The following is a 20,329-nucleotide window of genomic DNA, read 5'->3' on the forward strand; positions in this document are numbered from 1 at the left end:
AGCGGGAGAGCACCCCCGTTGCCCTCACCATCATCACCGAATTGCTGTAAAAATAGCGCCATGCTTATGGCGTTAGGGAAGGTATTGTCATGACTCAGGCCAACGCATTTATCACTCTTGAAAATATCAGTAAGCGATTCCCCGGCGTGCTGGCGCTGGATCAGGTGAATCTCACACTGAATAAAGGAGAAGTGCACTGTCTGGCAGGCCAGAACGGCTGCGGCAAGAGCACCATTATCAAAGTGATTTCAGGAGTTTATCAGCCAGAGAAAGGCGCAAGTATCCTGATAGACGGCAAGCTGTTCCATCAGTTTACGCCGCAACTCTCATTCTTCTATGGCGTGCAGGTGATATATCAAGACTTGTCGCTATTTCCTAATCTTACCGTTTCGGAAAATATTGCCGTCCACCGTTATCTGCCCGGTGGTGATTTTTGGGTGAAGCGCAAAAGCATGCGTGAGCGAGCGTTAGCCGCCATGCAGCGAGTGGGTGTCACCCTTGATCCCGATAAAAAAGTTGAACAACTCTCTATTGCTGACCGCCAGTTAGTGGCGATTTGCCGCGCTATCGCTGCCGATGCCCGCTTGGTGATTATGGATGAACCGACAGCCTCGCTAACCAGTCAGGAAGTGAAAGGCTTGCTGGACGTGGTACGTGATCTCAAATCGCAAGGTATCTGCGTGGTGTTTGTTAGCCACCGGCTGGATGAAGTGATGGAAGTCGCTGACAGAATCAGTGTCATGCGCGATGGTCAACTCATTGGTACCTGGCCTGCCAGCGAACTGGACAGCCATGAGCTGGCGTTCCTAATGACCGGCCAGCGCTTTACCTATAGCCAGTTACCGCCACTGGCGGCAGAAGCCACACCGTTGCTGGAAATCAAAAAACTGAGTCGTGGCGAGCAGTTTCGTAACATCGATTTGACCTTACATCAGGGCGAAATTGTGTCGATCACCGGGTTACTGGGGGCGGGGCGTACTGAGCTGTGTCTGAGCCTGTTTGGCATGACCCAACCCGATAGTGGCGAGGTGTGGGTCGCCGGTGAACAAGTACATTTCCGTAATAACCGAGATGCGATCCACCATGGGATCGGTTATGTCTCTGAAGATCGTCTGACCCAGGGATTGATCATGGAGCAATCGATCTATGACAACACCATCGTGTCCGTTTTTGACAAATTACATACCCGCAGTGGGTTGTTGGATCATGCCAAAGCCGCAGCGTTGGTGAAAAAACTGGTGCAGGATCTGAACATCAAAGTGTCCGATACCGCCCTGCCGGTCAAGACGTTGTCGGGCGGTAATGCACAGCGTATTGCTATTGCTAAATGGGTGGCGACACAACCGCGTATTTTGATCCTCGATTCTCCGACCGTCGGCGTAGATATCGCCAACAAAGAAGGGATTTACCATATTGCCAAAGCCTTGGCTGAGCAGGGGATGGCGGTATTGATGATTTGTGACGAGATCCCGGAGGCTTACTACAACAGTCACCGGATATTAGTGATGCGCAAAGGTGAACTGGTGGCTGAGTTTTACCCTCATCAGTGCACCGAACAACAGGTAGCCGAGGTGGTCAATGGATAAGCTAAAACTGCGGCAACTGACGGGGCGACATGAGTTTTATCTCGGGTTATTGGTATTACTGTTAGTCATCGGACTGAGCGTAAAAAGCCCGGAGTTCCTGACCTTAGGAAATCTGACCGATGTCGCCACCAGTTATGCCATTTTGGGTATTCTGGCCTGTGGCTTATTTGTGGTGCTGATTGCCGGTGGTATTGATATCTCCTTCCCGGCGGTAACCGCCATTGCGCAATATGTCATGGCGTCGTGGGTGATTACCCATGGCGGCAGCTTCGCGCTAGCGTTTGTTCTGGCAATGTCAGTTGGTTTAGTGCTGGGGCTGATCAATGGGTTGCTGGTGTATTGGTTGAAAGTCCCAGCAATAATTATCACCATTGCCACACTGAATCTGTTCTACGGCCTGCTGGTTTATTTCACCAACGGTACCTGGTTGTACGGCTTCCCTGACTGGTTTATGACCGGGATTAACTGGTTCTCGTTTACCGGCAGTGACGGCTATGACTATGGCCTGACACTCCCGTTGTTCTGCCTGGCGGCAACCATCATTTTCACCGGTGTATTGATGAATTACACCCGCCTTGGGCGGCAGATCTTTGCCATGGGCAGCAATAAGGATGCGGCTTCCCGCCTGGGCATTAATATTCTGCGTTTGCATCTCTACGTCTATGGCTACATGGGCATGCTGGCAGGGGTGGCGGCGGTGGTACAGGCGCAGATTTCCCAGTCAGTGGCACCTAACTCATTGATGGGGTTTGAGCTGACCGTGCTGGCCGCCGTGGTCTTGGGTGGCACCAGTATGACGGGGGGCCGTGGATCCCTCAGTGGCACCGTGCTCGGCGTGATGTTACTGGCATTTTTGCAAAACGGCCTGACGCTGCTGAGCGTCTCCTCTTACTGGCATACGGTTTTCAGCGGCGCAATCATTTTGGTGAGTATCAGTACCACCGCATGGAATGAAAAACGCAAATTGCTGAGGGAGCACTGATATGACCTGGCTAAACCGAATTATTCCTAACGACCGCATTATCCGCCTGCAATTATTGATTCTGGTGGCAGTGATGTTGGCCTTCTCATTGACCTTGGGACAACGCTTCTTCAGCTTGGGTAACTTCCAGTCTATTTCCTCACAGTTGCCGATTTTAGGCATGCTGGCGCTGGGGATGGGGCTGACCATGCTAACCGGCGGTATTAACTTATCCATTATTGCCGGAGCGAATGCTTGCTCATTAGTCATGGCTGCCATCATTGTCAGCCACCCTGATCAGCCGCTGTTCCTGCTACTGGCATTAGTTGCTGGTTTGCTGGTGGCGGTGATGATTGGAGCGTTGAATGGCTTACTGATTTCAGTGGTCGGGGTGTCGCCAATTCTGGCGACGTTGGGCACCATGACATTGATTACCGGGCTGAATATTTTATTGTCCAACGGTGATGTGATTTCTGATTTCCCACCGGTGATTCAATACATTGGCAGTGGTGATATTGCCGGTATTCCGGTCGCGATGATCTTGTTTTTACTGGTCTCCGCTGGGCTGTGGGTGCTTTTGGAACACACGACCTTGGGGCGCAGTATCTATTTGGTCGGCTCCAATGAGCAGGCCACCCGTTTTAGCGGCGTGAATACCCATCGAGTACAGGTCGCGGTCTATATCCTGTCAGCCGTATTAGGATGGGGGGCGGCTATCTTGATGATGGCGAAATTTAACTCGGCCAAAGCCGGTTACGGCGAATCCTATCTATTAGTCACCATTCTGGCATCGGTATTGGGTGGCATTAACCCGGATGGCGGCTTTGGTCGCATCATCGGTTTGATCCTGGCGCTGGTGGTACTGCAACTATTGGAAAGTGGCCTGAATTTGCTGGGGGTGAGTAGCTACCTGACCATGGCGTTATGGGGTGGGGTGCTGATCCTCTTTATCGCATTACAGAATCGTAAGGCTTAAGAATTGAGGGATACAACAATGGCAAGTTACTTTATCGGCGTAGATGTAGGGACCGGCAGCGCAAGGGCCGGAGTATTCGATTTGCAGGGCCGCATGGTCGGGCAGGCTAGCCGTGAAATTACCATGTTTAAGCCCAAGGCGGATTTTGTTGAGCAGTCTTCCGATAATATCTGGCAGGCGGTGTGTAATGCGGTACGGGATGCGGTGAATCAGGCTGATATCAACCCGATCCAAGTGAAAGGGCTGGGGTTCGATGCCACCTGTTCGCTGGTGGTGCTGGATAAAGAAGGCAACCCGTTGACCGTTAGCCCGTCAGGGCGCAGCGAACAGAATGTGATTGTCTGGATGGACCATCGTGCCATTACCCAGGCAGAAAGAATTAATGCCACCAAACACCCGGTATTGGAGTTTGTTGGCGGTGTTATTTCGCCTGAAATGCAAACCCCAAAACTGCTGTGGTTGAAACAGCATATGCCAACCACGTGGAGTAATGTCGGTCATCTGTTTGATCTACCAGATTTTCTGACCTGGCGGGCGACCAAAGACGAAACCCGTTCGCTTTGTTCTACGGTGTGTAAATGGACTTATCTGGGCCATGAGGATCGCTGGGATCCGTCCTATTTTAAATTGGTCGGGCTGGCTGATTTGCTGGATAACAATGCGGCGAAAATCGGCGCTACCGTTAAACCGATGGGCGAGCCGTTGGGCCGTGGACTTAGCCAACGGGCGGCATCAGAAATGGGGTTGATCCCTGGCACTGCGGTCAGTGTCTCTATTATTGATGCCCATGCTGGCACCATTGGTATCCTCGGTGCCAGTGGTGTGACTGGCGAAAATGCCAATTTTGATCGGCGAATTGCGCTGATTGGTGGCACTTCAACGGCACATATGGCGATGTCCCGTTCCGCGCATTTTATTGGCGGCATCTGGGGACCCTATTATTCGGCTATCTTACCGGAGTACTGGCTGAATGAGGGTGGGCAGTCGGCGACGGGAGCATTAATTGACCATATTATTCAAACACATCCGTGTTACCCAGAGCTGTTGGCACAGGCAAAAAGCAAAGGTGAGACTATTTACGAGGCGCTAAATCACATTCTGCGTCAGCTCGCTGGTGAACCGGAGAATATCGCCTTCCTCACCAAAGATATTCACATTTTGCCGTACTTCCACGGTAACCGTTCACCGCGTGCGAATCCGAATCTGACGGGTATTATTACCGGCTTGAAGCTGTCCACCACCTTTGAAGATATGGCGTTGCGCTATTTGGCGACCATTCAGGCGCTGGCGCTGGGAACGCGGCATATCATCGAAACCATGAATAAGAATGGCTATTGCATTGACACTATGATGGCCAGTGGCGGCGGGACTAAAAACCCGATCTTTGTACAAGAACACGCTAATGCGACGGGTTGTGCCATGTTACTGCCGGAAGAGAGTGAAGCCATGTTGCTCGGCAGTGCCATGATGGGCACAGTCGCAGCAGGTGTGTTTGAGTCGCTGCCGGAGGCGATGGCGGCCATGAGCCGAATTGGTAAAACGGTCACACCGCAAACTAACAAAATCAAAGCCTATTACGACCGTAAATACCGCGTGTTCCACCAGATGTATCACGACCATATGCGCTATCAGGAACTGATGCAGGAGGAAGGATGAGCCAGAGTGATGAATGGCAGATAGCCAGTGACGCATGGATGACTTATAGCCGCGAGTTGGCGGCGTTAAAGGATAATGTCGATCCGCAGGTGTGGTTGCAGGTGCTGGAGATGTTGGCTGGGTGCCGTGGCAAAATCGCGGTAACTGGGGTGGGCACATCAGGTATTGCCGCACGAAAGGTTGCTCATATGCTGGCTTGCGTAGAGCAACCGGCGATTTACCTGAATGCCACTGATGCTGCACACGGCGATTTGGGTTTCCTCGGGCCACAGGACATCATCATTTTGATCTCTCGTGGCGGGAACTCCGATGAGCTGACCCGGTTGCTGCCAACGCTGCAACGCAAGCAAGTGCAGATTATCAGCGTAACGGAAAACGAGCAGTCGGCTATCGCGCAGGTATCTGCCTTGGTGCTGAAAACGCATGTGAAGCAAGAGATAGACCCGCTGAATATGTTAGCAACCACCTCTATTGTTCTGGTGTTAGCCCTGTTTGATGCTATTTGCGCCTGCCTGATGGCTCGCAGAGGTTTTACTAAACAGGCCCTGCTGGCGGTGCACCCCGGCGGAGATGTGGGTATCGAATTACGTAAACAGCAGTAAGTAGCCGATAAAAAAACACCGCGTCAGTGTCATCGCGCGGTGTTTTTTATTCTTAATCTTTCAACGTATTACCAGAAACCCAGTACTTTCCACCAGGCGCTACCGATAATCAGCCAGATAGGGATAACCACCAGACTGATCAGGAAACCTATTTTCCACCAGGTCGCCAGTGGGATAAAGTTACAACCAAACAGGATAGGGGCCGGGCCGCCAGAGTAGTGGGTAGTCGCCATATACAGGTTACTGAACATACCGAATACCAATACGGTCAGCATTGGCGGAGCACCTGCTGCGATAGCGATGGAGACAAAAATGGCATACATGGCACTGATATGGGCGATGGCACTGGCCATCATATAGTGGCTGTAATAGTACGCCAGCAACAGGATACCCATCATTGGCACCCAGTTCATCCCCTGTACTGAACCGGCAATTGATGACCCAAACCAGGTAATAAAGCCCAGTTTATTCAGTTGGCTGGCGAGTGTTAACAGTACCGCAAACCAAATCACCGTATGCCAGGCTTCTTTCTCGGCAATCACATCATCCCAGGTCAGTGCGCCACTCAGTAATAAAATTGCCAGTCCAATAAAGGCGGTCATGGTGGCATCAATATTCAGTGCCGCGCCACATACCCACAGCGTCACCAGCCCGACGAAGACCGATAATACAATCCATTCGTTGCGGCTCATTGGCCCCATTTCTTTCAATTTCACCATTGCCAGGGCGCGCATTTCCGGGGTTTTCTTTATTTCCGGCGGATAGAAGCGATACAGCAACAATGGGATTACCGCCAAAGAGATTAAACCGGGGACAATGGCGGCCAATGCCCAACTGGTCCAGGTAATGGTAATCCCCATTTCACCTGCCAGTTTGCCAATCATTGGGTTACCGGCCATCGAGGTCAGGAACATCGCACAGGTAATGGCATTACACTGGAAGATACATTGCACCAGAAATGCCCCGATTTTGCGTTCGGTACCGCGCTCTGGTGTCGATTCATAGGCTTCGGAAATTGAGCGGAACAGTGGGGTAATGATGCCACCACATCGGGCGGAGGTAGACGGCATCGCCGGTGCGAATAGCAAATCGGTCAGCACTAAACCATAAGCCAGACCTAGCGAGCTGTGGCCCAATTTACTGATAAACAGATAACCGACCCGGCGGCCAAAACCTGTTTTAATAAAGCCGCGTGAGATAAAGAAGGCACAAGCGATCATCCAGATTGTCGGGTCAGCAAAACCGGCTAATATTTCTTTGATGCTCAGCAAACCTGTTGCCGCGACTACCGTCAGGCTAAATATCGCCATTGCTCCTAACGGATATGGCGACAAGATCAGGCCGATAACCGTCGCTGCAAAAACCGCCATGAGGTGCCAGGCGCGCGGGTCTACCGATTCCGGGACGGGGCTAAACCAGATACCTATCCCAATAAATAGGATAAGTAACATCCTTCCTATACGTGTTTTGAATATCGACATGATTATTTACCCTGATGCTATTTTATGTGCAGTGTTAATCATCGCCAGTGAAAAAAGCGGTAATAATGAGATGATTAAGGCGGTGATTATATGAAATAACTGTATAGACAAAATAACGTGGCCATTTTGATCAAAGTCATTCTTATATTGTTCGTGGTGGGGATGCACAGTTGGAGAAATATATTATTCTGGCGAGAACAATTGAGACGAAATCTAGCGGTTACTCTACTTTATTAATTATCCTGTGCGGGATTTTATCTGTTAAAACAACGTAATTTTGCATTAATAGACGAGGTGGTAAAGTCAGGGGCAGCCTGAGTACAGGCAAATCGGACAGACTAAATCTATTAGTAAAGAATAATGTATAACGCATAAACGTTGCTTATTGGATTTATTACTTTTAGCCTACTGGAAATTGAATATTATTCTAAGTGTAGCTCTATTTTTGGCAACAAAAAAACCCGCACAAAGGCGGGTTCTTTTTATTCAGAATAACGTAACTTATCAGAGCTATCACCTTCATCTATCGTACGTTATTCCAATAGTTTTGGTATCTATTATTGGCTGTTACAGCGCAATAACATTAGCCGCTGCTGGGCCTTTAGCGCCGTTCTCAATAGAGAACTCAACTTTTTGACCTTCATCTAAGGTTTTAAAATCATTACTCTGGATGGCAGAGAAGTGAACGAACACATCTTTGCTACCATCAGCAGGAGAGATAAAACCAAAACCTTTATCGGCATTAAACCATTTTACTAAACCAGTCATTTTATTAGACATAGAGATACTTCCTTCAATTATTTTTGATTGCCGCCATAGGCGAGCGGATAGGCTTGGGTACAACTTATGGGGCACTTAGAAGGAATTTCGCGGAGAAGAGGTATCTGTCTGATAACGCTAATACGGAGAACTGCTTTACTAAAACTGCTTGCATAAATGTTACTGTCAACCGGGTACTGCTTATTACTTTATTTGGGGAGCTGGCTACACTGCTCGGGTCTGGCCGTCATCGCTATCGGCAGCCTACTCCCCTAATCACGCTGTATTACAGAGCGACTACGTTTACCGCTGATGGGCCTTTAGCGCCGTTCTCAATAGAGAACTCAACTTTTTGACCTTCATCTAAGGTTTTGAAATCATTGCTCTGGATGGCAGAGAAGTGAACGAACACATCTTTGCTACCATCAGCAGGAGTGATGAAACCAAAACCTTTACCAGCGTCAAACCATTTTACTAAACCAGTCATTTTATTAGACATAGGGATACTTCCTTCAATTATTTTTTGCCACAATAGTGAGGCGAACGTGGTCTGTTTTTCAGAGGGTAACTTACTTAGGCACTTAGGAGGAGACTCACGGAGAAGGGATATCTTTGGATATGCTTTAACTGAGGACTGCTTTACTAAAACTGCTTTCATAAGGTCTGTGTTCCAAACCGATGAGGCTATTTAACCACAACACATTCCCTGTGGCAACCTAATATTTGACTACCATAGCCAGTGTCAATGGTTTTTTCATCTGCTCTGATGTGCGAGTATAATTTTTTATTTTACTAAACAACTGGTTATACCGACAATAGTTGTTGCTAAATTGTAGGATATTTTTGTGTTAGCAAGCTAAAAGCCGGAGGCAAAAACCCCCGGCGGGTGAATTTAGCGAGGAGAAACTGTTACTGTGCCGCTACGATCACTGGCAATCATGACGCGTTGACCCGCGCTGAAACGCGTTGGCCCTTGTGCCTGTACGACGACGATGTTGCTGCCATCATCTCGGCGAATTTCCAGTTGTACGCCTTCACTACGGTTCATGGCGCTTTGCACGCCCTGACCTGCCATACCACCAGCTACCGCACCACCTGCCGTTGCCAGACTATTACCACGGCCACCACCAATAGTGTTACCCAAGAAGCCCCCGACCACCGCACCACCAATGGCCCCGGCCACATTATTTTCACTGCCACCTTGAATGGTGACTGGTCGTGCGGAGACTACCGTACCGTAGGTTACCGTCTGTACTTGTCGTGCCTGAGAGGCAGTAAAAGTATCACCAGACGCCGTTCTGTTGTTAGCACATCCACTTAATACAGTCGCTGTAAGCGCTACGGCAATGACCAGTTTATTCATAATCAAACCCCTATTATCGGTACAAATCAGACTTCGTCAGCAATACCCTTCCTACTTGACGTTACAGCGGTGCCGTTTTGCTGTAACGCCCAATATGTTGAGTATAGATAGTTGTTAATAATGACTATAGCGTGAGAACGATTAATCTGAGGAAATAAATATGATCGCAGTGTATATAGGCGGAGTTACCGCATGCCGAGCATGGGGCATTTATGGCGTGAACCCGCAGGGGGCAAACAGGGGGCGTAATAAAAAAGGCGCGCTCCGTGTGGAGTACGCCTTTTTAAACAACAAGTTAACCGACTAGTATCAGTTCATGCCGTATTTTTTCAATTTCTTACGCAGCGTGCCACGGTTGATGCCCATCATCAGGGCAGCGCGGGTTTGGTTGCCACGGGTGTATTGCATCACCATGTCCAACAATGGCTGTTCAACTTCAGCCAGTACCAACTCATACAGGTCACTCACATCCTGACCATTCAGTTGAGCAAAATAGTTCTTCAGTGCTTGTTTAACCGAGTCACGCAAAGGCTTTTGAGTCACCTGATCTTGTGAATTTACGGTTGCAACGGTCAGTACGTCAGAATTTACGCGTTGTTCGAACATAGTTCTGTCAGCTCTTTTTTCTGTTTACGCAAGATTTTCGAAATATGCCTCCAACGCCTCCAGCTGTTCGCTGGCATCCTCAATGGCGTTGAATGTGCGCCGAAACTGGTCGTTAGGGGCATGCTCCTGGAGATACCAAGAGACGTGCTTACGTGCAATACGAAATCCCTTGCCTGGACCATAAAAGTCGTGCAATTCCCGTATATGCCCGTTTAACAAGCGCTGCACTTCGCCAAGTGGCATCGGTGGCAGCAACTCCCCAGTGTCCAGATAATGCTGGATTTCCCGGAAGATCCAAGGTCTTCCCTGAGCGGCACGTCCTATCATCAGAGCATCAGCTCCAGTGTAGTCGAGCACCGCTCTGGCTTTATGCGGGTCAGTGATGTCGCCATTCGCGATAACGGGAATGGAAACAATCTGCTTAACTGCCCGAATGCTGTCGTATTCCGCTTCACCATTAAACAGGCAAGAACGGGTTCGGCCATGAATCGTCAGGGCTTGTATACCACAATTTTCGGCCAGTTGGGCAATTTCTATACAGTTACGGTGTTCGGTCGACCAACCAGTTCTGATCTTCAGCGTTACTGGCACATCTACCGCATTGACCACTGCGGAGAGGATTTGTTTAACCAAATCAGGATGTTGCAATAATGCAGATCCTGCCAGTTTGCGGTTCACTTTCTTGGCTGGACATCCCATATTGATGTCGATGATTTGTGCACCATTAGCCACATTGATTCTGGCTGCTGCTGCCATCTCATCTGGATCGTTACCGGCAATTTGCACGGTACGAATACCAGGCTCATCGCTATGAACCATACGCAAACGCGACTTATCCGTCCGCCAGACCTCAGGATTCGAGGAGAGCATTTCAGATACCGTCATCCCAGCCCCCATGCCATGACATAGCGCTCTGAAGGGGCGGTCTGTTATACCAGCCATCGGGGCGGCAATCAGGCAATTTGTAAGCTGGAAGTGTCCAATACGCATAGACAAAGAATGACCACACTGTGTCCGTAAGGGCGCGTATATTACGCATTTTTGCGCTCAGATGAAAGGCCAAACTTTGACCAATTGATGAAAAAAGAGCGATAAAATACCCATTAAACTTGGCTAATTAATTATTTATTCATATATAACATGATGTTAACTTGAATTGATTAATTTGTGCGCTTAAGGATTTTCTACTAAACATCACAATTATCGACAGGTTATGCCTCATCAGCCTGGTCGAAAGTGCTGATTTATTCATCAAATCAATGATAAAGCACAGATAGAAATGAGTCAGACCTCTCATTTCAGTTAAAAAAAGAGTGTAGTGAATTGCCGGGAATGCTAACTCAGCAGGGGGGATAGTCCCTGCTATGGCGTAGCAGCCTTAGCAGGGGAGTCAGTTTTGCGTGCTTACTGCTTGATACCGGTAATACGGCACCATTCTTCTTTCTCTGCCACGGGATCGAGGGTGAATTTATCCTCATAAGCCTGCGCGACGCCCAGTGCCTGGGTTGCCAGTACGCCAGATAACCCCAAATGACCGCCCGCGACCGGGAGTACGCTAATCAGTGGAGCCAGCTCGCGCAAGGGGCCAGCCAGAATATTGGCGACCACCACATCGGCAGATAAGTCTGCTGGCTGGTCTTTGGCAAGATACAGCTCCAGACGCTCTGAAACGCCGTTACGCTGTGCGTTATCACGACTGGCCTGAATGGCCTGCGGATCGATGTCGATGCCAATAGCGCGCGTTGCACCGAGTTTTAGCGCGGCAATTGCCAGGATGCCAGAGCCACAACCGAAGTCGATAACGGTTTTACCGTCCAGGCTGAGGCTATCGAGCCATTGCAGACACAATGCGGTGGTTGGGTGGGTACCCGTACCAAATGCCAAACCAGGGTCCAGCATCACGTTGACCGCTGTTGGGTCCGGCACATCACGCCAGCTCGGGCAGATCCACAAGCGTTCACCGAAACGCATCGGATGGAAATTATCCATCCATTCACGTTCCCAATCTTTATCTTCCAACTGCTCAATCTTATGGATAAAGCCTTTACCGAGTTGCGGGTTGTATTCCAGCATGGCGATCACTGCGGCCATATCCGTTTCAGCATCGTACAGGCCAATCACATCAGTATCGCCCCACAGACGCGTTTCCCCTGGTAGCGGCTCAAACACCGGATTATCGTGGGTATCCTGAAACGTGACTGACACCGCGCCACTTTCAATCAATGCGTCCCCAAGGGATTCGGCCTGATTGCCAGTGGTGTTTAATTTTAGTTGAATCCAAGGCATAACTTTTCTCTCAAAAGCTCAATCCCCTTCATCTTTCAAATCGCAGGGGTGTTGGCTGTGCTCACGCACCCGAATCACTTGACTGTGTAAGCTCATCGGGATGCCCTCGCTTGCCGCCTTCCTGCATTTTGAAATCTATTGGGTATATAATTGAGCTGATATAAATTAATCGTTTCTAATCAGCGCTAACTACCACGGGCTGTCGTGCCCGCGCTCTGTCGCCAAACTGATTACCGATATAAAACGCCAGCAGATTAAGCACCAGTGACGGCACTATCGGGTGCAGACCGGCTATCTTAATATTGAAACTGGCCAGTACCGTATAGCATACCGCACCGACAATCATAGAGCTAAGGGCACCATGAGCATTGGCTCGCTCCCAGTACAGCCCTAGCACCAATGGCCAGAGGAATACGGCTTCCAGGCCACCAAAGGCCAACAGATTCAGCCAGATAATCATTTCTGGCGGCCGCCAGGCTGCAAGTAACAGTAACAGCCCAAGAATAAGCGTTGATAAGCTGGAAATACGCGCCAACTTGCGTTCATTCTTCAACTCTTCCGGCCGCAGATTGAGATATAAATCTTTCACGATGGTTGCAGACGATTGCAGCAACTGGGCATTGATGGTCGACATAATCGCCGCCATGGGTGCCGCCAGAAAGATCCCGGCGGCAAAGGGCGGTAACACTGTGATCATCAGTGTCGGGATCACCTGATCGGGGATCTTCAAGTCCGGCAGGATCGCCCGGCCCAATGCGCCAGCCAAATGCATGCCGAACATCAGGATTGCGACCACAATGGTGCCGATGATAATGCCACGGTGTACCGCTTTGCTATCACGATACGAAATACAGCGCACGGCAGTATGTGGCAGGCCAATCACGCCAAAACACACCAGGATCCAGAACGAGGCCATAAACGGCAGATCAAGGATCTTCTCACCACCTTGCGGTGAAACTAGCGCTGGATCAATATGTTGTAGTGTATCGATGGCTTTATGCAGCCCACCTGCGGCATGGATCACCGCCACAAGCAGTAAAATAGTGCCGATCAACATCACCAGCCCTTGCAAGGCATCGTTCAATACACTGGCGCGGAAACCACCAAAAGAGGTATATAGCGCGATACTGATACCAAATATTAATAAGCCGGTATCGTAAGGAATGCCCGCTGCGGTTTCCAGCAAACGTGCACCACCAATAAACTGCACGGTCATGGCACCGACAAATGCCACCAACAAGCTGATACTGGCCAACCACACCAGTAACCGGCTTTGATAGCGGGCATACAGCATATCGTTGAGGGTCACGGCATTATAGCGGCGTGCCAGAATAGCGAACTTCTTGCCCAGAACACCCAGTGACAGCCAGACCGCAGGTAACTGGATCATCGCCAATAACACCCAACCAAGGCCATATTTATAGGCAGCACCCGGCCCGCCAATAAATGAACTGGCACTGATATAAGTGGCGGTCAGGGTCATTGCCAGTACGAATCCTCCCATCGAGCGGTTGCCGATAAAGTATTCGTTTAGAAAACTTCCGGTTTTTTGGCGGGTATAGGCATAAATTGATAAGCCAAATACCATTGCCAGATAGCCCACCAATGGCAGGACAACATCAGTTTGCATTATCATCCTCCAGCGAGATATCGCGGAAGACGAAACGCACCATCAGAGCGCACAGCACAATAAACACCAGTGGCAGCGCAATACAGGCGGCTTCAAACCAAGCCGGGAGGCCAGTCATGCCGGGGATATTACCGGGTAAATACGCAGTCAATATCCAGCCAGCCAGATAAGCCAATGTTAAACCAAAGGCCCAGCGCGCTTCTTTGTGAGCTTGTATGAATCTTGTTTCCATTGTTCTCCCCATACCCTTTGTACTTGGCGCGACAGCGTTGTTAGCCGCTCTCACCCACCCGAATCACTGACGTGAGTCAGCTCATCGGGATGTGTTCGTTTGCTGCCTAGCTGTCACACCAATTACTGTGGGTAATAATATCTTTGTACTTGGCGCGACAGCGTTGTTAGCCGCGCGCGCTCACCCGAATCACTGACGTGAGTCAGCTCATCGGGATGTGTTCGTTTGCTGCCTGGCTGTCACACCCATTACTGTGGGTAATAATATCTTTGTACTTGGCGCGACAGCGTTGTTAGCCGCGCTCACTCACCCGAATTAACTTATCGGATTTCATTAGATTGCCGCTTGACTACAACACCAATAACTTCAGATAGATAAGTCGAAATAAAATTTCAAAAGAAAAAAGACCGGTGATTAACCGGCCTTGATATAAAAGACTAACAGCATGAAGAACAAAATATCAGGTTTCTTGTAACCCGAGTTTTTTCTCCAGATAGTGGATATTGGTGCCACCGTGCTGGAAGTTTTCGTCGTTCATGATGCGCTGCTGTAACTCAACATTGGTTTTGATACCGTCGATAATGAGTTCTGCTAGCGCATTTTTCATGCGAGCAATTGCCACGTCACGGTTTTCACCGTAAGTGATCAGCTTGCCGATCATGGAGTCATAATATGGCGGCACAGTATAACCGGCATAAATATGAGACTCCCAACGCACACCAAAACCGCCCGGCGCATGGAAACGGGTAATTTTACCCGGACTTGGCAGGAAGGTATTCGGGTCTTCGGCGTTGATACGGCATTCCACGGCGTGGCCGTGTACCTTCACTTCATCTTGTTTGATGGAGAGAGGTTGGCCCGCAGCGATACGCAGTTGTTCTTTGATCAAATCCACACCGGTGATCATTTCGGTAACCGGGTGTTCAACCTGAATACGGGTGTTCATTTCAATGAAATAGAACTCGCCGTTTTCATACAGGAACTCGAAAGTCCCCGCACCACGATAGCCGATCTCTACACAGGCTTTCGCGCAGCGTTCACCGATATAACGGCGCAATTCGCTGGTGATACCTGGTGCTGGTGCCTCTTCAACCACTTTCTGGTGGCGGCGCTGCATAGAACAGTCACGTTCAGCCAGATAAATAGCATTACCCTGACCGTCAGCCAAAATCTGAACTTCGATATGGCGTGGGTTCTCAAGGTACTTTTCCATATAAACCATGTCGTTATTGAAAGCTGCTTTGGCTTCCGCACGCGTCATGTTGATGGACTGCTCGAGATCTTTATCATGACGAACCACACGCATGCCACGACCACCACCACCGCCTGATGCCTTGATAATGACCGGGTAACCGATACGTTTGGCAAAGGCTTTATTCTTGGTAGTGTCGTCAGTCAATGGGCCGTCAGAGCCAGGTACGCAAGGTACACCAGCTTTCTTCATCGCGCTTATTGCTGAAACTTTATCACCCATCAGGCGAATAGTTTCGGCACGCGGGCCGATAAAGATGAAACCTGAACGTTCTACCTGTTCGGCAAAATCAGCATTTTCAGACAGGAAACCATAGCCGGGGTGAATAGCCACCGCGCCGGTGATCTCAGCAGCAGAAATGATTGCCGGGATGTTCAGATAGCTTTTAACAGAAGGCGCGGGACCAATACAAACAGTCTCGTCAGCCAATAACACATGTTTAAGATCACGATCCGCGACAGAGTGAACTGCCACAGTTTTGATCCCCAGCTCTTTACAAGCTCGCAGGATACGCAGCGCAATCTCACCACGGTTAGCGATTACGATTTTATCAAGCATGGAACGCCTCGTTACTCGATGACGACAAGAGGCTCGTCGAATTCAACCGGCTGACCGTTTTCAACCAGAATGGCTTTTACAGTACCGGATTTATCTGCTTCGATTTGGTTCATCATTTTCATCGCTTCAACGATGCAAAGAGTGTCACCAGCAGAAACTTTCTGACCTACTTCAATGAAGGCTTTAGCATCCGGGCTCGGGGTGCGGTAGAAGGTACCGACCATTGGGGAGCGCACGATATGGCCACTGATTGCTGCTGGTGCAGCCGCTTCAGCAGGTGCTGGTGCAACGGCGGCAGCCAGTGCGGGCTGTTGCTGTGGTGCAGCAAAAGCATATGGCTGTTGCATCATTGGGTAGTTTGGTGCGGCGGGAGCACGACTGATACGTACTGACTCTTCGCCTTCTGAGATTTCCAGTTCTGAAATGCCGGACTCTTCAACCAGTTCGATCAGTTTCTTAATCTTACGAATATCCATGAGTGTGATTCCGTACTCTTTGTGTGTTGCAATTATACCCATCATATTTCACGTTGCATGTGTGTTGACTGCCTTCGTTCACCCCGTCACTTTTTAGTCAGTTCATGGGATTCGCTCAGTTGCCGCCTTACTGCAACTCGAATTATTTCGGGTCTAGTTGGATTTTGACAAGCGATTTACCGCTGCCTGTAAAGCAAAGTTGTAGCCATCTGCGCCAAGTCCACAGATTACGCCAACTGCAATATCAGAGAGATATGAATGATGACGGAAAGGCTCCCGGGCATGCACATTAGACAAGTGGATCTCGATAAACGGGATCTGTACACCTAACAATGCATCACGCAGTGCCACGCTGGTATGCGTAAACGCTGCTGGGTTTATCAGGATAAAATCGGTATTACCCCGTGCCTGATGAATTCTATCGATCAGCGCATGCTCTGCATTTGACTGCAAATGGGACAGCGCCACATCCATTCCCTGGGCTTGAATCTCTAACTGGCTGACAATCTCAGCCAATGTGGTGTAACCGTACTTTTCCGGTTCACGCGTTCCAAGCAGATTCAGGTTAGGGCCATTCAGAAGCAAAATGTGAAACTTATCCGACATTGTGCTGGTATCTCCGGCAATTAGTCCATCATCGTAAAAAATAACCTGATGTCACCGATTTGTCACCTTTTTACGACGAATTTGATACTGCGATCGGCACTAAGGTCGGGCATTATAATGATATCGTAGCAATTAGCAGCTAAATACTGGTCTTATCAGCGAAGATATTCAATAAAAAAGAGTGCGAACTGTGCGTTCAGCATTATTTATGACGGGGAGAATCATGATAAGTTCCGGCCACTAACGGCACCATTGCCGAAATTTTTTATAGCGTAGTGCCAGCAATATAACCGCCACCACGGCGTAGATAATCGGCAGTGGCGAAAGCGTTTTAACCGACCAAAGATAATGAATTGGCGCAAGGATGGCGACAACATACACCAGATTATGCAGTTTTTGCCAGTTGGGTCCCATTTTCCGTTGCGCCCACAAGGTAGAGGTGACGGCCAGCGACAGTAACAATAGCCAACTGATAATCCCCAATGTGAGATAGGGGCGGGTAACCAACTCGCGCCCCAGCAGGCCAATATTGCTCAGCCCCAGTTCCAGCAAAGAGTAGCTGACTAAATGCAAGGTTCCCCAGGCAAAGCACCATAAACCTAATAACCGGCGGCAGCGGATCAAGAGGGGTTGTTTACCATAACGCGCCAGCGGTGTGACGACTAAAGTGGCTAACAACAGTTTCAATGTCATGCGGCCGGTAAAATGCTGAATATCTTTGGCGGGGTCGGCACTGAACCAACCCTGATTAACCGATAAAATCAGCCACAGAAAAGGTAGCGCTGCCGCCAGCCAGATAGCCACTTTTAACCATTTAATCTGCTGTAGACTCAGGCGCATCAGAAATTCACTCGTAGATCCAAACCGCGGTAGAGGGATGCAACTTGGTCCGCATAACCGTTAAACAGCAACGTAGGTTGGCGCTGCACATCAAGGATACCGCCGGAGCCGATAAAGCGTTCTGTGGCTTGCGACCAACGCGGATGGTCGACATGGGGGTTCACATTGGCATAAAAACCGTATTCGTTAGGCGCACTGAGGTTCCAGGTAGTGGGCGGCTCATCATGAGTCAGGCGAATATGAACGATAGATTTTATCCCTTTAAAGCCATATTTCCACGGCGTGATAAGCCGCAGCGGAGCACCATTTTGCGGTGGCAGGGCTTTGCCATACACACCCAGGGTCATGAAGGCGAGTGGATGCATAGCTTCATCCAGTCGTAAGCCTTCGACATACGGGTATTTTAGCCCGCCGCCAATAAAACGGTCCTCTTGTCCCGGCATCTGATCCGGGGCGTAAAGTGTTTGAAATGCGACATAGCGGGCATTACTGGTTGGTTCAACCAGCTTGAGCAGTTTCCCTAACTCAAAACCAATCCACGGCACCACCATGGACCAGGCTTCGACGCAGCGCATGCGATAAATGCGTTCTTCCAGCGGGAAGCGTTTTATCAGGTCATCGATATCCAGTGTCATTGGTTTAGCCACATCACCGTCGATACGTATCTGCCAGCCTTCGGTTTTCAGCGTGCCAGCATTGGCGGCGGGATCAGCTTTATCCAGACCAAATTCGTAGAAGTTATTGTAACCAGTCACTTTTTCTTCTGGCGTCATCGCCAGATCGGGGTGGTACACCGTTGATTTGGTAAACGTCAATGGCTTGCCTGACGGGGCTTTAGGGCGATCATTGCCTTTAAACCAGGCCAGTAGATCTGCCTGTGCCGATGTGGGTAACGCCAGTGTGGCAGCCGTGATCCCCAGTGCCTGTAATACTTTGCGGCGCTGGTAAAAAATACTTTCCGGCGTGACGTCAGCTTCGGTCAGTTTGCGTGGTTTGGTACTGCTGCCACTGAGACTGTTTTTTGAATGAGATAAAAAGTTGCGCATAGACCTACTCCATCGGGCAGGGGAGTCATACTGACCGTTATGGTATTAATCATGGCGGCTTATGGGCACAAGTGCGAGGGGGCTGAGAAAAATATGAAATTTCTGAGTGAGAATGGAGTGATAGGACCGGGTGGCCGCAATATCCACCCGGTGACTTTTGCAAAATAAATAATTAGCGAACTTTAACCAACGTCCGGCCAGTGACTTCATTCGCCAGCAGGCGTGCGGCGATAGTTGGCGCATCTGCCAGCGTGATGGATTGCGATGCTTGCTGATAGAAACTGTCGGGTAAGATTTTCAGCAACCGCTGCCAGGCTTGCTGGCGGCGCGGTTGAGGTGTCATCACCGAATCCACGCCTTGTAAACGCACGTTGCGCAGAATAAATGGCATCACAGTGGTGGGCAGCGTGTAGCCACCCGCCAATCCACAAGCGGCAACGGTGCCGTTGTAATTCATCTGTGCCAGCACTTTAGCCAGCAATTTGTCGCCGACAGTATCAATTGCACCGGCCCACAACTGTTTTTCCAGTGGGCGTGGCGCATCAAGATAATCATTGCGCGAGAGCACCCGCTGCGCACCGAGACTTTTCAAATAGTCACTGTTACTGTCACGACCTGAGATTGCCGCAATCTGGTAACCGAGCGCCGACAGTAAGGCAATTGCGGTGCTACCTACGCCACCGCTGGCTCCGGTGACCACCACTTCGCCACTTTCGGGGGTAACGCCGCCGTCTTCCAATGCCATGACGCACAACATGGCGGTGAACCCTGCGGTACCGATAATCATGGCTTTTCTTGGCTCCAACCCTTCAGGCATGGGAACCAGCCAATCGCCATTCACACGCGCTTGCTCGGCTAAACCGCCCCAATGATTTTCGCCCACCCCCCAGCCAGTCAGTAACACTGACTGACCGATATGAAAACGTGGGTCCTCACTGCTGTGAACCGTGCCAGCAAAATCAATACCCGGCACCATAGGGAATTCGCGGATAATCTTCCCTTTGCCGGTGATGGCTAGCGCGTCTTTATAATTCAGGCTGGACCAATTGACATCAACCGTGACATTACCGGCTGGCAATTGCGAGGGCGATATTTCACGCACTTCGGCGACAGTACGGCCTTCAATTTGATCAAGTACCAGTGCTCGCATGTATCACTCTCCCGATATATCTTTCTGCAACGCCAATGACGTTGGGTATATACCCGCCATACTTCAAGTTGCATGTGTGTTGGCTGCCTTCATGCAACTCGAGCTATTTAGTGTATAAATTGTGAATAATTCAAAAAAGGGATGGGTTAAGAGTGAGCTAATATAGCGGTAACAGCAACCTTCTGGCCTGATCAAGAACAAAAATCAATTCATTGATTTTTATCATGGCTATCCTTTGAAGAGGGATTGATTGAAAAGCAGGG

Annotated in this window: 20 protein-coding genes; 5 read left to right on the top strand and 15 right to left on the bottom strand. The window is 49.7% G+C overall.

Translation table 11 applies throughout. The features are described from left to right. Positions 1-89 precede the first annotated feature (89 nt). The 5 genes from EL015_RS01935 to EL015_RS01955 are packed head-to-tail and all read left to right on the top strand — an operon-like array spanning position 90 to position 5,781. Positions 90-1,586 (top strand): sugar ABC transporter ATP-binding protein, encoded by a 1,497-nt coding sequence (locus tag EL015_RS01935; protein WP_005191419.1) that lies wholly within the window; start codon positions 90-92, stop codon positions 1,584-1,586. Further along, complete coding sequence (locus EL015_RS01940) at positions 1,579-2,568, top strand: ABC transporter permease (RefSeq protein ID WP_032907665.1); 990 nt, start codon at positions 1,579-1,581, stop codon at positions 2,566-2,568. The genes EL015_RS01935 and EL015_RS01940 overlap by 8 nt, the downstream gene beginning before the upstream one ends. A 1-nt stretch (position 2,569) precedes the next feature. Next, positions 2,570-3,523, top strand: coding sequence for an ABC transporter permease (locus EL015_RS01945; RefSeq protein WP_005191414.1), 954 nt, complete (start codon positions 2,570-2,572; stop codon positions 3,521-3,523). An 18-nt stretch (positions 3,524-3,541) separates the two neighbouring features. Then, positions 3,542-5,179 carry an FGGY-family carbohydrate kinase gene (locus tag EL015_RS01950; protein ID WP_005191411.1) on the top strand — a complete coding sequence of 546 codons (1,638 nt, stop codon included), beginning with the start codon at positions 3,542-3,544 and terminating at the stop codon, positions 5,177-5,179. Further along, entirely contained in the window at positions 5,176-5,781 is a 606-nt protein-coding gene (locus EL015_RS01955) for a KpsF/GutQ family sugar-phosphate isomerase (RefSeq protein ID WP_032907663.1), read from the top strand. The genes EL015_RS01950 and EL015_RS01955 overlap by 4 nt, the downstream gene beginning before the upstream one ends. A gap of 68 nt (positions 5,782-5,849) precedes the next feature. Here EL015_RS01955 and EL015_RS01960 read toward each other — a convergent pair whose 3' ends face one another. The 15 genes from EL015_RS01960 to acuI all read right to left on the bottom strand — a co-directional run bounded on the left by EL015_RS01960 (position 5,850) and on the right by acuI (position 20,066). Next, on the bottom strand, positions 5,850-7,262 hold the full coding sequence (locus tag EL015_RS01960; RefSeq protein WP_032907661.1) for an anion permease: 1,413 nt from the start codon (positions 7,260-7,262) through the stop codon (positions 5,850-5,852). Between the two features lie 567 nt (positions 7,263-7,829). Continuing rightward, entirely contained in the window at positions 7,830-8,042 is a 213-nt protein-coding gene (gene cspG, locus EL015_RS01965; RefSeq protein WP_032907660.1) for a cold shock protein CspG, read from the bottom strand. A 265-nt stretch (positions 8,043-8,307) separates the two neighbouring features. Then, positions 8,308-8,520 carry a transcription antiterminator/RNA stability regulator CspE gene (gene cspE / locus EL015_RS01970; protein ID WP_005163090.1) on the bottom strand — a complete coding sequence of 71 codons (213 nt, stop codon included), beginning with the start codon at positions 8,518-8,520 and terminating at the stop codon, positions 8,308-8,310. A 393-nt stretch (positions 8,521-8,913) separates the two neighbouring features. Next, positions 8,914-9,384, bottom strand: a complete 471-nt coding sequence (locus EL015_RS01975) for an outer membrane lipoprotein (protein WP_005191397.1) — start codon at positions 9,382-9,384, stop codon at positions 8,914-8,916. Positions 9,385-9,693: 309 nt separating this feature from the next. Further along, positions 9,694-9,990 carry a DNA-binding transcriptional regulator Fis gene (gene fis / locus EL015_RS01980; protein WP_002210061.1) on the bottom strand — a complete coding sequence of 99 codons (297 nt, stop codon included), beginning with the start codon at positions 9,988-9,990 and terminating at the stop codon, positions 9,694-9,696. 24 nt (positions 9,991-10,014) lie between these two features. Beyond that, the gene (dusB, locus tag EL015_RS01985) at positions 10,015-10,980 is read right to left on the bottom strand and encodes a tRNA dihydrouridine synthase DusB (RefSeq protein ID WP_032907659.1); all 966 of its coding nucleotides are present in this window, start codon (positions 10,978-10,980) and stop codon (positions 10,015-10,017) included. Between the two features lie 414 nt (positions 10,981-11,394). Next, on the bottom strand, positions 11,395-12,276 hold the full coding sequence (gene prmA / locus EL015_RS01990; protein ID WP_005191390.1) for a 50S ribosomal protein L11 methyltransferase: 882 nt from the start codon (positions 12,274-12,276) through the stop codon (positions 11,395-11,397). Positions 12,277-12,451: 175 nt separating this feature from the next. Further along, the gene (gene panF, locus EL015_RS01995) at positions 12,452-13,906 is read right to left on the bottom strand and encodes a sodium/pantothenate symporter (protein WP_032907658.1); all 1,455 of its coding nucleotides are present in this window, start codon (positions 13,904-13,906) and stop codon (positions 12,452-12,454) included. Beyond that, positions 13,896-14,138, bottom strand: coding sequence for a YhdT family protein (locus tag EL015_RS02000; protein WP_005191385.1), 243 nt, complete (start codon positions 14,136-14,138; stop codon positions 13,896-13,898). The genes panF and EL015_RS02000 overlap by 11 nt, the downstream gene beginning before the upstream one ends. Positions 14,139-14,598: 460 nt before the next feature. Next, positions 14,599-15,948, bottom strand: a complete 1,350-nt coding sequence (accC, locus tag EL015_RS02005; RefSeq protein WP_005191381.1) for an acetyl-CoA carboxylase biotin carboxylase subunit — start codon at positions 15,946-15,948, stop codon at positions 14,599-14,601. 11 nt (positions 15,949-15,959) lie between these two features. Beyond that, positions 15,960-16,424, bottom strand: a complete 465-nt coding sequence (gene accB / locus EL015_RS02010) for an acetyl-CoA carboxylase biotin carboxyl carrier protein (protein ID WP_004701474.1) — start codon at positions 16,422-16,424, stop codon at positions 15,960-15,962. Between the two features lie 153 nt (positions 16,425-16,577). After that, positions 16,578-17,030, bottom strand: coding sequence for a type II 3-dehydroquinate dehydratase (gene aroQ / locus EL015_RS02015; protein ID WP_005191376.1), 453 nt, complete (start codon positions 17,028-17,030; stop codon positions 16,578-16,580). A 240-nt stretch (positions 17,031-17,270) separates the two neighbouring features. Beyond that, positions 17,271-17,870 (bottom strand): protein-methionine-sulfoxide reductase heme-binding subunit MsrQ, encoded by a 600-nt coding sequence (gene msrQ, locus EL015_RS02020; RefSeq protein ID WP_032907656.1) that lies wholly within the window; start codon positions 17,868-17,870, stop codon positions 17,271-17,273. Further along, on the bottom strand, positions 17,870-18,916 hold the full coding sequence (gene msrP, locus EL015_RS02025; protein WP_005191374.1) for a protein-methionine-sulfoxide reductase catalytic subunit MsrP: 1,047 nt from the start codon (positions 18,914-18,916) through the stop codon (positions 17,870-17,872). Before msrP ends, msrQ begins: the two co-directional genes overlap by 1 nt. Before the next feature lie 172 nt (positions 18,917-19,088). Further along, positions 19,089-20,066: an acrylyl-CoA reductase (NADPH) gene (gene acuI, locus EL015_RS02030; protein ID WP_005191368.1), complete on the bottom strand. Its 978-nt coding sequence runs from the start codon at positions 20,064-20,066 to the stop codon at positions 19,089-19,091. Positions 20,067-20,329: the final 263 nt, after the last annotated feature.

The organism is Yersinia intermedia (assembly GCF_900635455.1).
Lineage (GTDB): Bacteria > Pseudomonadota > Gammaproteobacteria > Enterobacterales > Enterobacteriaceae > Yersinia > Yersinia intermedia.

Bases quoted from the DNA above. Each gene is read 5' to 3' on its own strand.
- EL015_RS01935 (WP_005191419.1), top strand. From the start codon at position 90: ATGACTCAGGCCAACGCATTTATCACTCTTGAAAATATCAGTAAGCGA.
- EL015_RS01940 (WP_032907665.1), top strand. From the start codon at position 1,579: ATGGATAAGCTAAAACTGCGGCAACTGACGGGGCGACATGAGTTTTAT.
- EL015_RS01945 (WP_005191414.1), top strand. From the start codon at position 2,570: ATGACCTGGCTAAACCGAATTATTCCTAACGACCGCATTATCCGCCTG.
- EL015_RS01950 (WP_005191411.1), top strand. From the start codon at position 3,542: ATGGCAAGTTACTTTATCGGCGTAGATGTAGGGACCGGCAGCGCAAGG.
- EL015_RS01955 (WP_032907663.1), top strand. From the start codon at position 5,176: ATGAGCCAGAGTGATGAATGGCAGATAGCCAGTGACGCATGGATGACT.
- EL015_RS01960 (WP_032907661.1), bottom strand. From the start codon at position 7,262: ATGTCGATATTCAAAACACGTATAGGAAGGATGTTACTTATCCTATTT.
- cspG (WP_032907660.1), bottom strand. From the start codon at position 8,042: ATGTCTAATAAAATGACTGGTTTAGTAAAATGGTTTAATGCCGATAAA.
- cspE (WP_005163090.1), bottom strand. From the start codon at position 8,520: ATGTCTAATAAAATGACTGGTTTAGTAAAATGGTTTGACGCTGGTAAA.
- EL015_RS01975 (WP_005191397.1), bottom strand. From the start codon at position 9,384: ATGAATAAACTGGTCATTGCCGTAGCGCTTACAGCGACTGTATTAAGT.
- fis (WP_002210061.1), bottom strand. From the start codon at position 9,990: ATGTTCGAACAACGCGTAAATTCTGACGTACTGACCGTTGCAACCGTA.
- dusB (WP_032907659.1), bottom strand. From the start codon at position 10,980: ATGCGTATTGGACACTTCCAGCTTACAAATTGCCTGATTGCCGCCCCG.
- prmA (WP_005191390.1), bottom strand. From the start codon at position 12,276: ATGCCTTGGATTCAACTAAAATTAAACACCACTGGCAATCAGGCCGAA.
- panF (WP_032907658.1), bottom strand. From the start codon at position 13,906: ATGCAAACTGATGTTGTCCTGCCATTGGTGGGCTATCTGGCAATGGTA.
- EL015_RS02000 (WP_005191385.1), bottom strand. From the start codon at position 14,138: ATGGAAACAAGATTCATACAAGCTCACAAAGAAGCGCGCTGGGCCTTT.
- accC (WP_005191381.1), bottom strand. From the start codon at position 15,948: ATGCTTGATAAAATCGTAATCGCTAACCGTGGTGAGATTGCGCTGCGT.
- accB (WP_004701474.1), bottom strand. From the start codon at position 16,424: ATGGATATTCGTAAGATTAAGAAACTGATCGAACTGGTTGAAGAGTCC.
- aroQ (WP_005191376.1), bottom strand. From the start codon at position 17,030: ATGTCGGATAAGTTTCACATTTTGCTTCTGAATGGCCCTAACCTGAAT.
- msrQ (WP_032907656.1), bottom strand. From the start codon at position 17,870: ATGCGCCTGAGTCTACAGCAGATTAAATGGTTAAAAGTGGCTATCTGG.
- msrP (WP_005191374.1), bottom strand. From the start codon at position 18,916: ATGCGCAACTTTTTATCTCATTCAAAAAACAGTCTCAGTGGCAGCAGT.
- acuI (WP_005191368.1), bottom strand. From the start codon at position 20,066: ATGCGAGCACTGGTACTTGATCAAATTGAAGGCCGTACTGTCGCCGAA.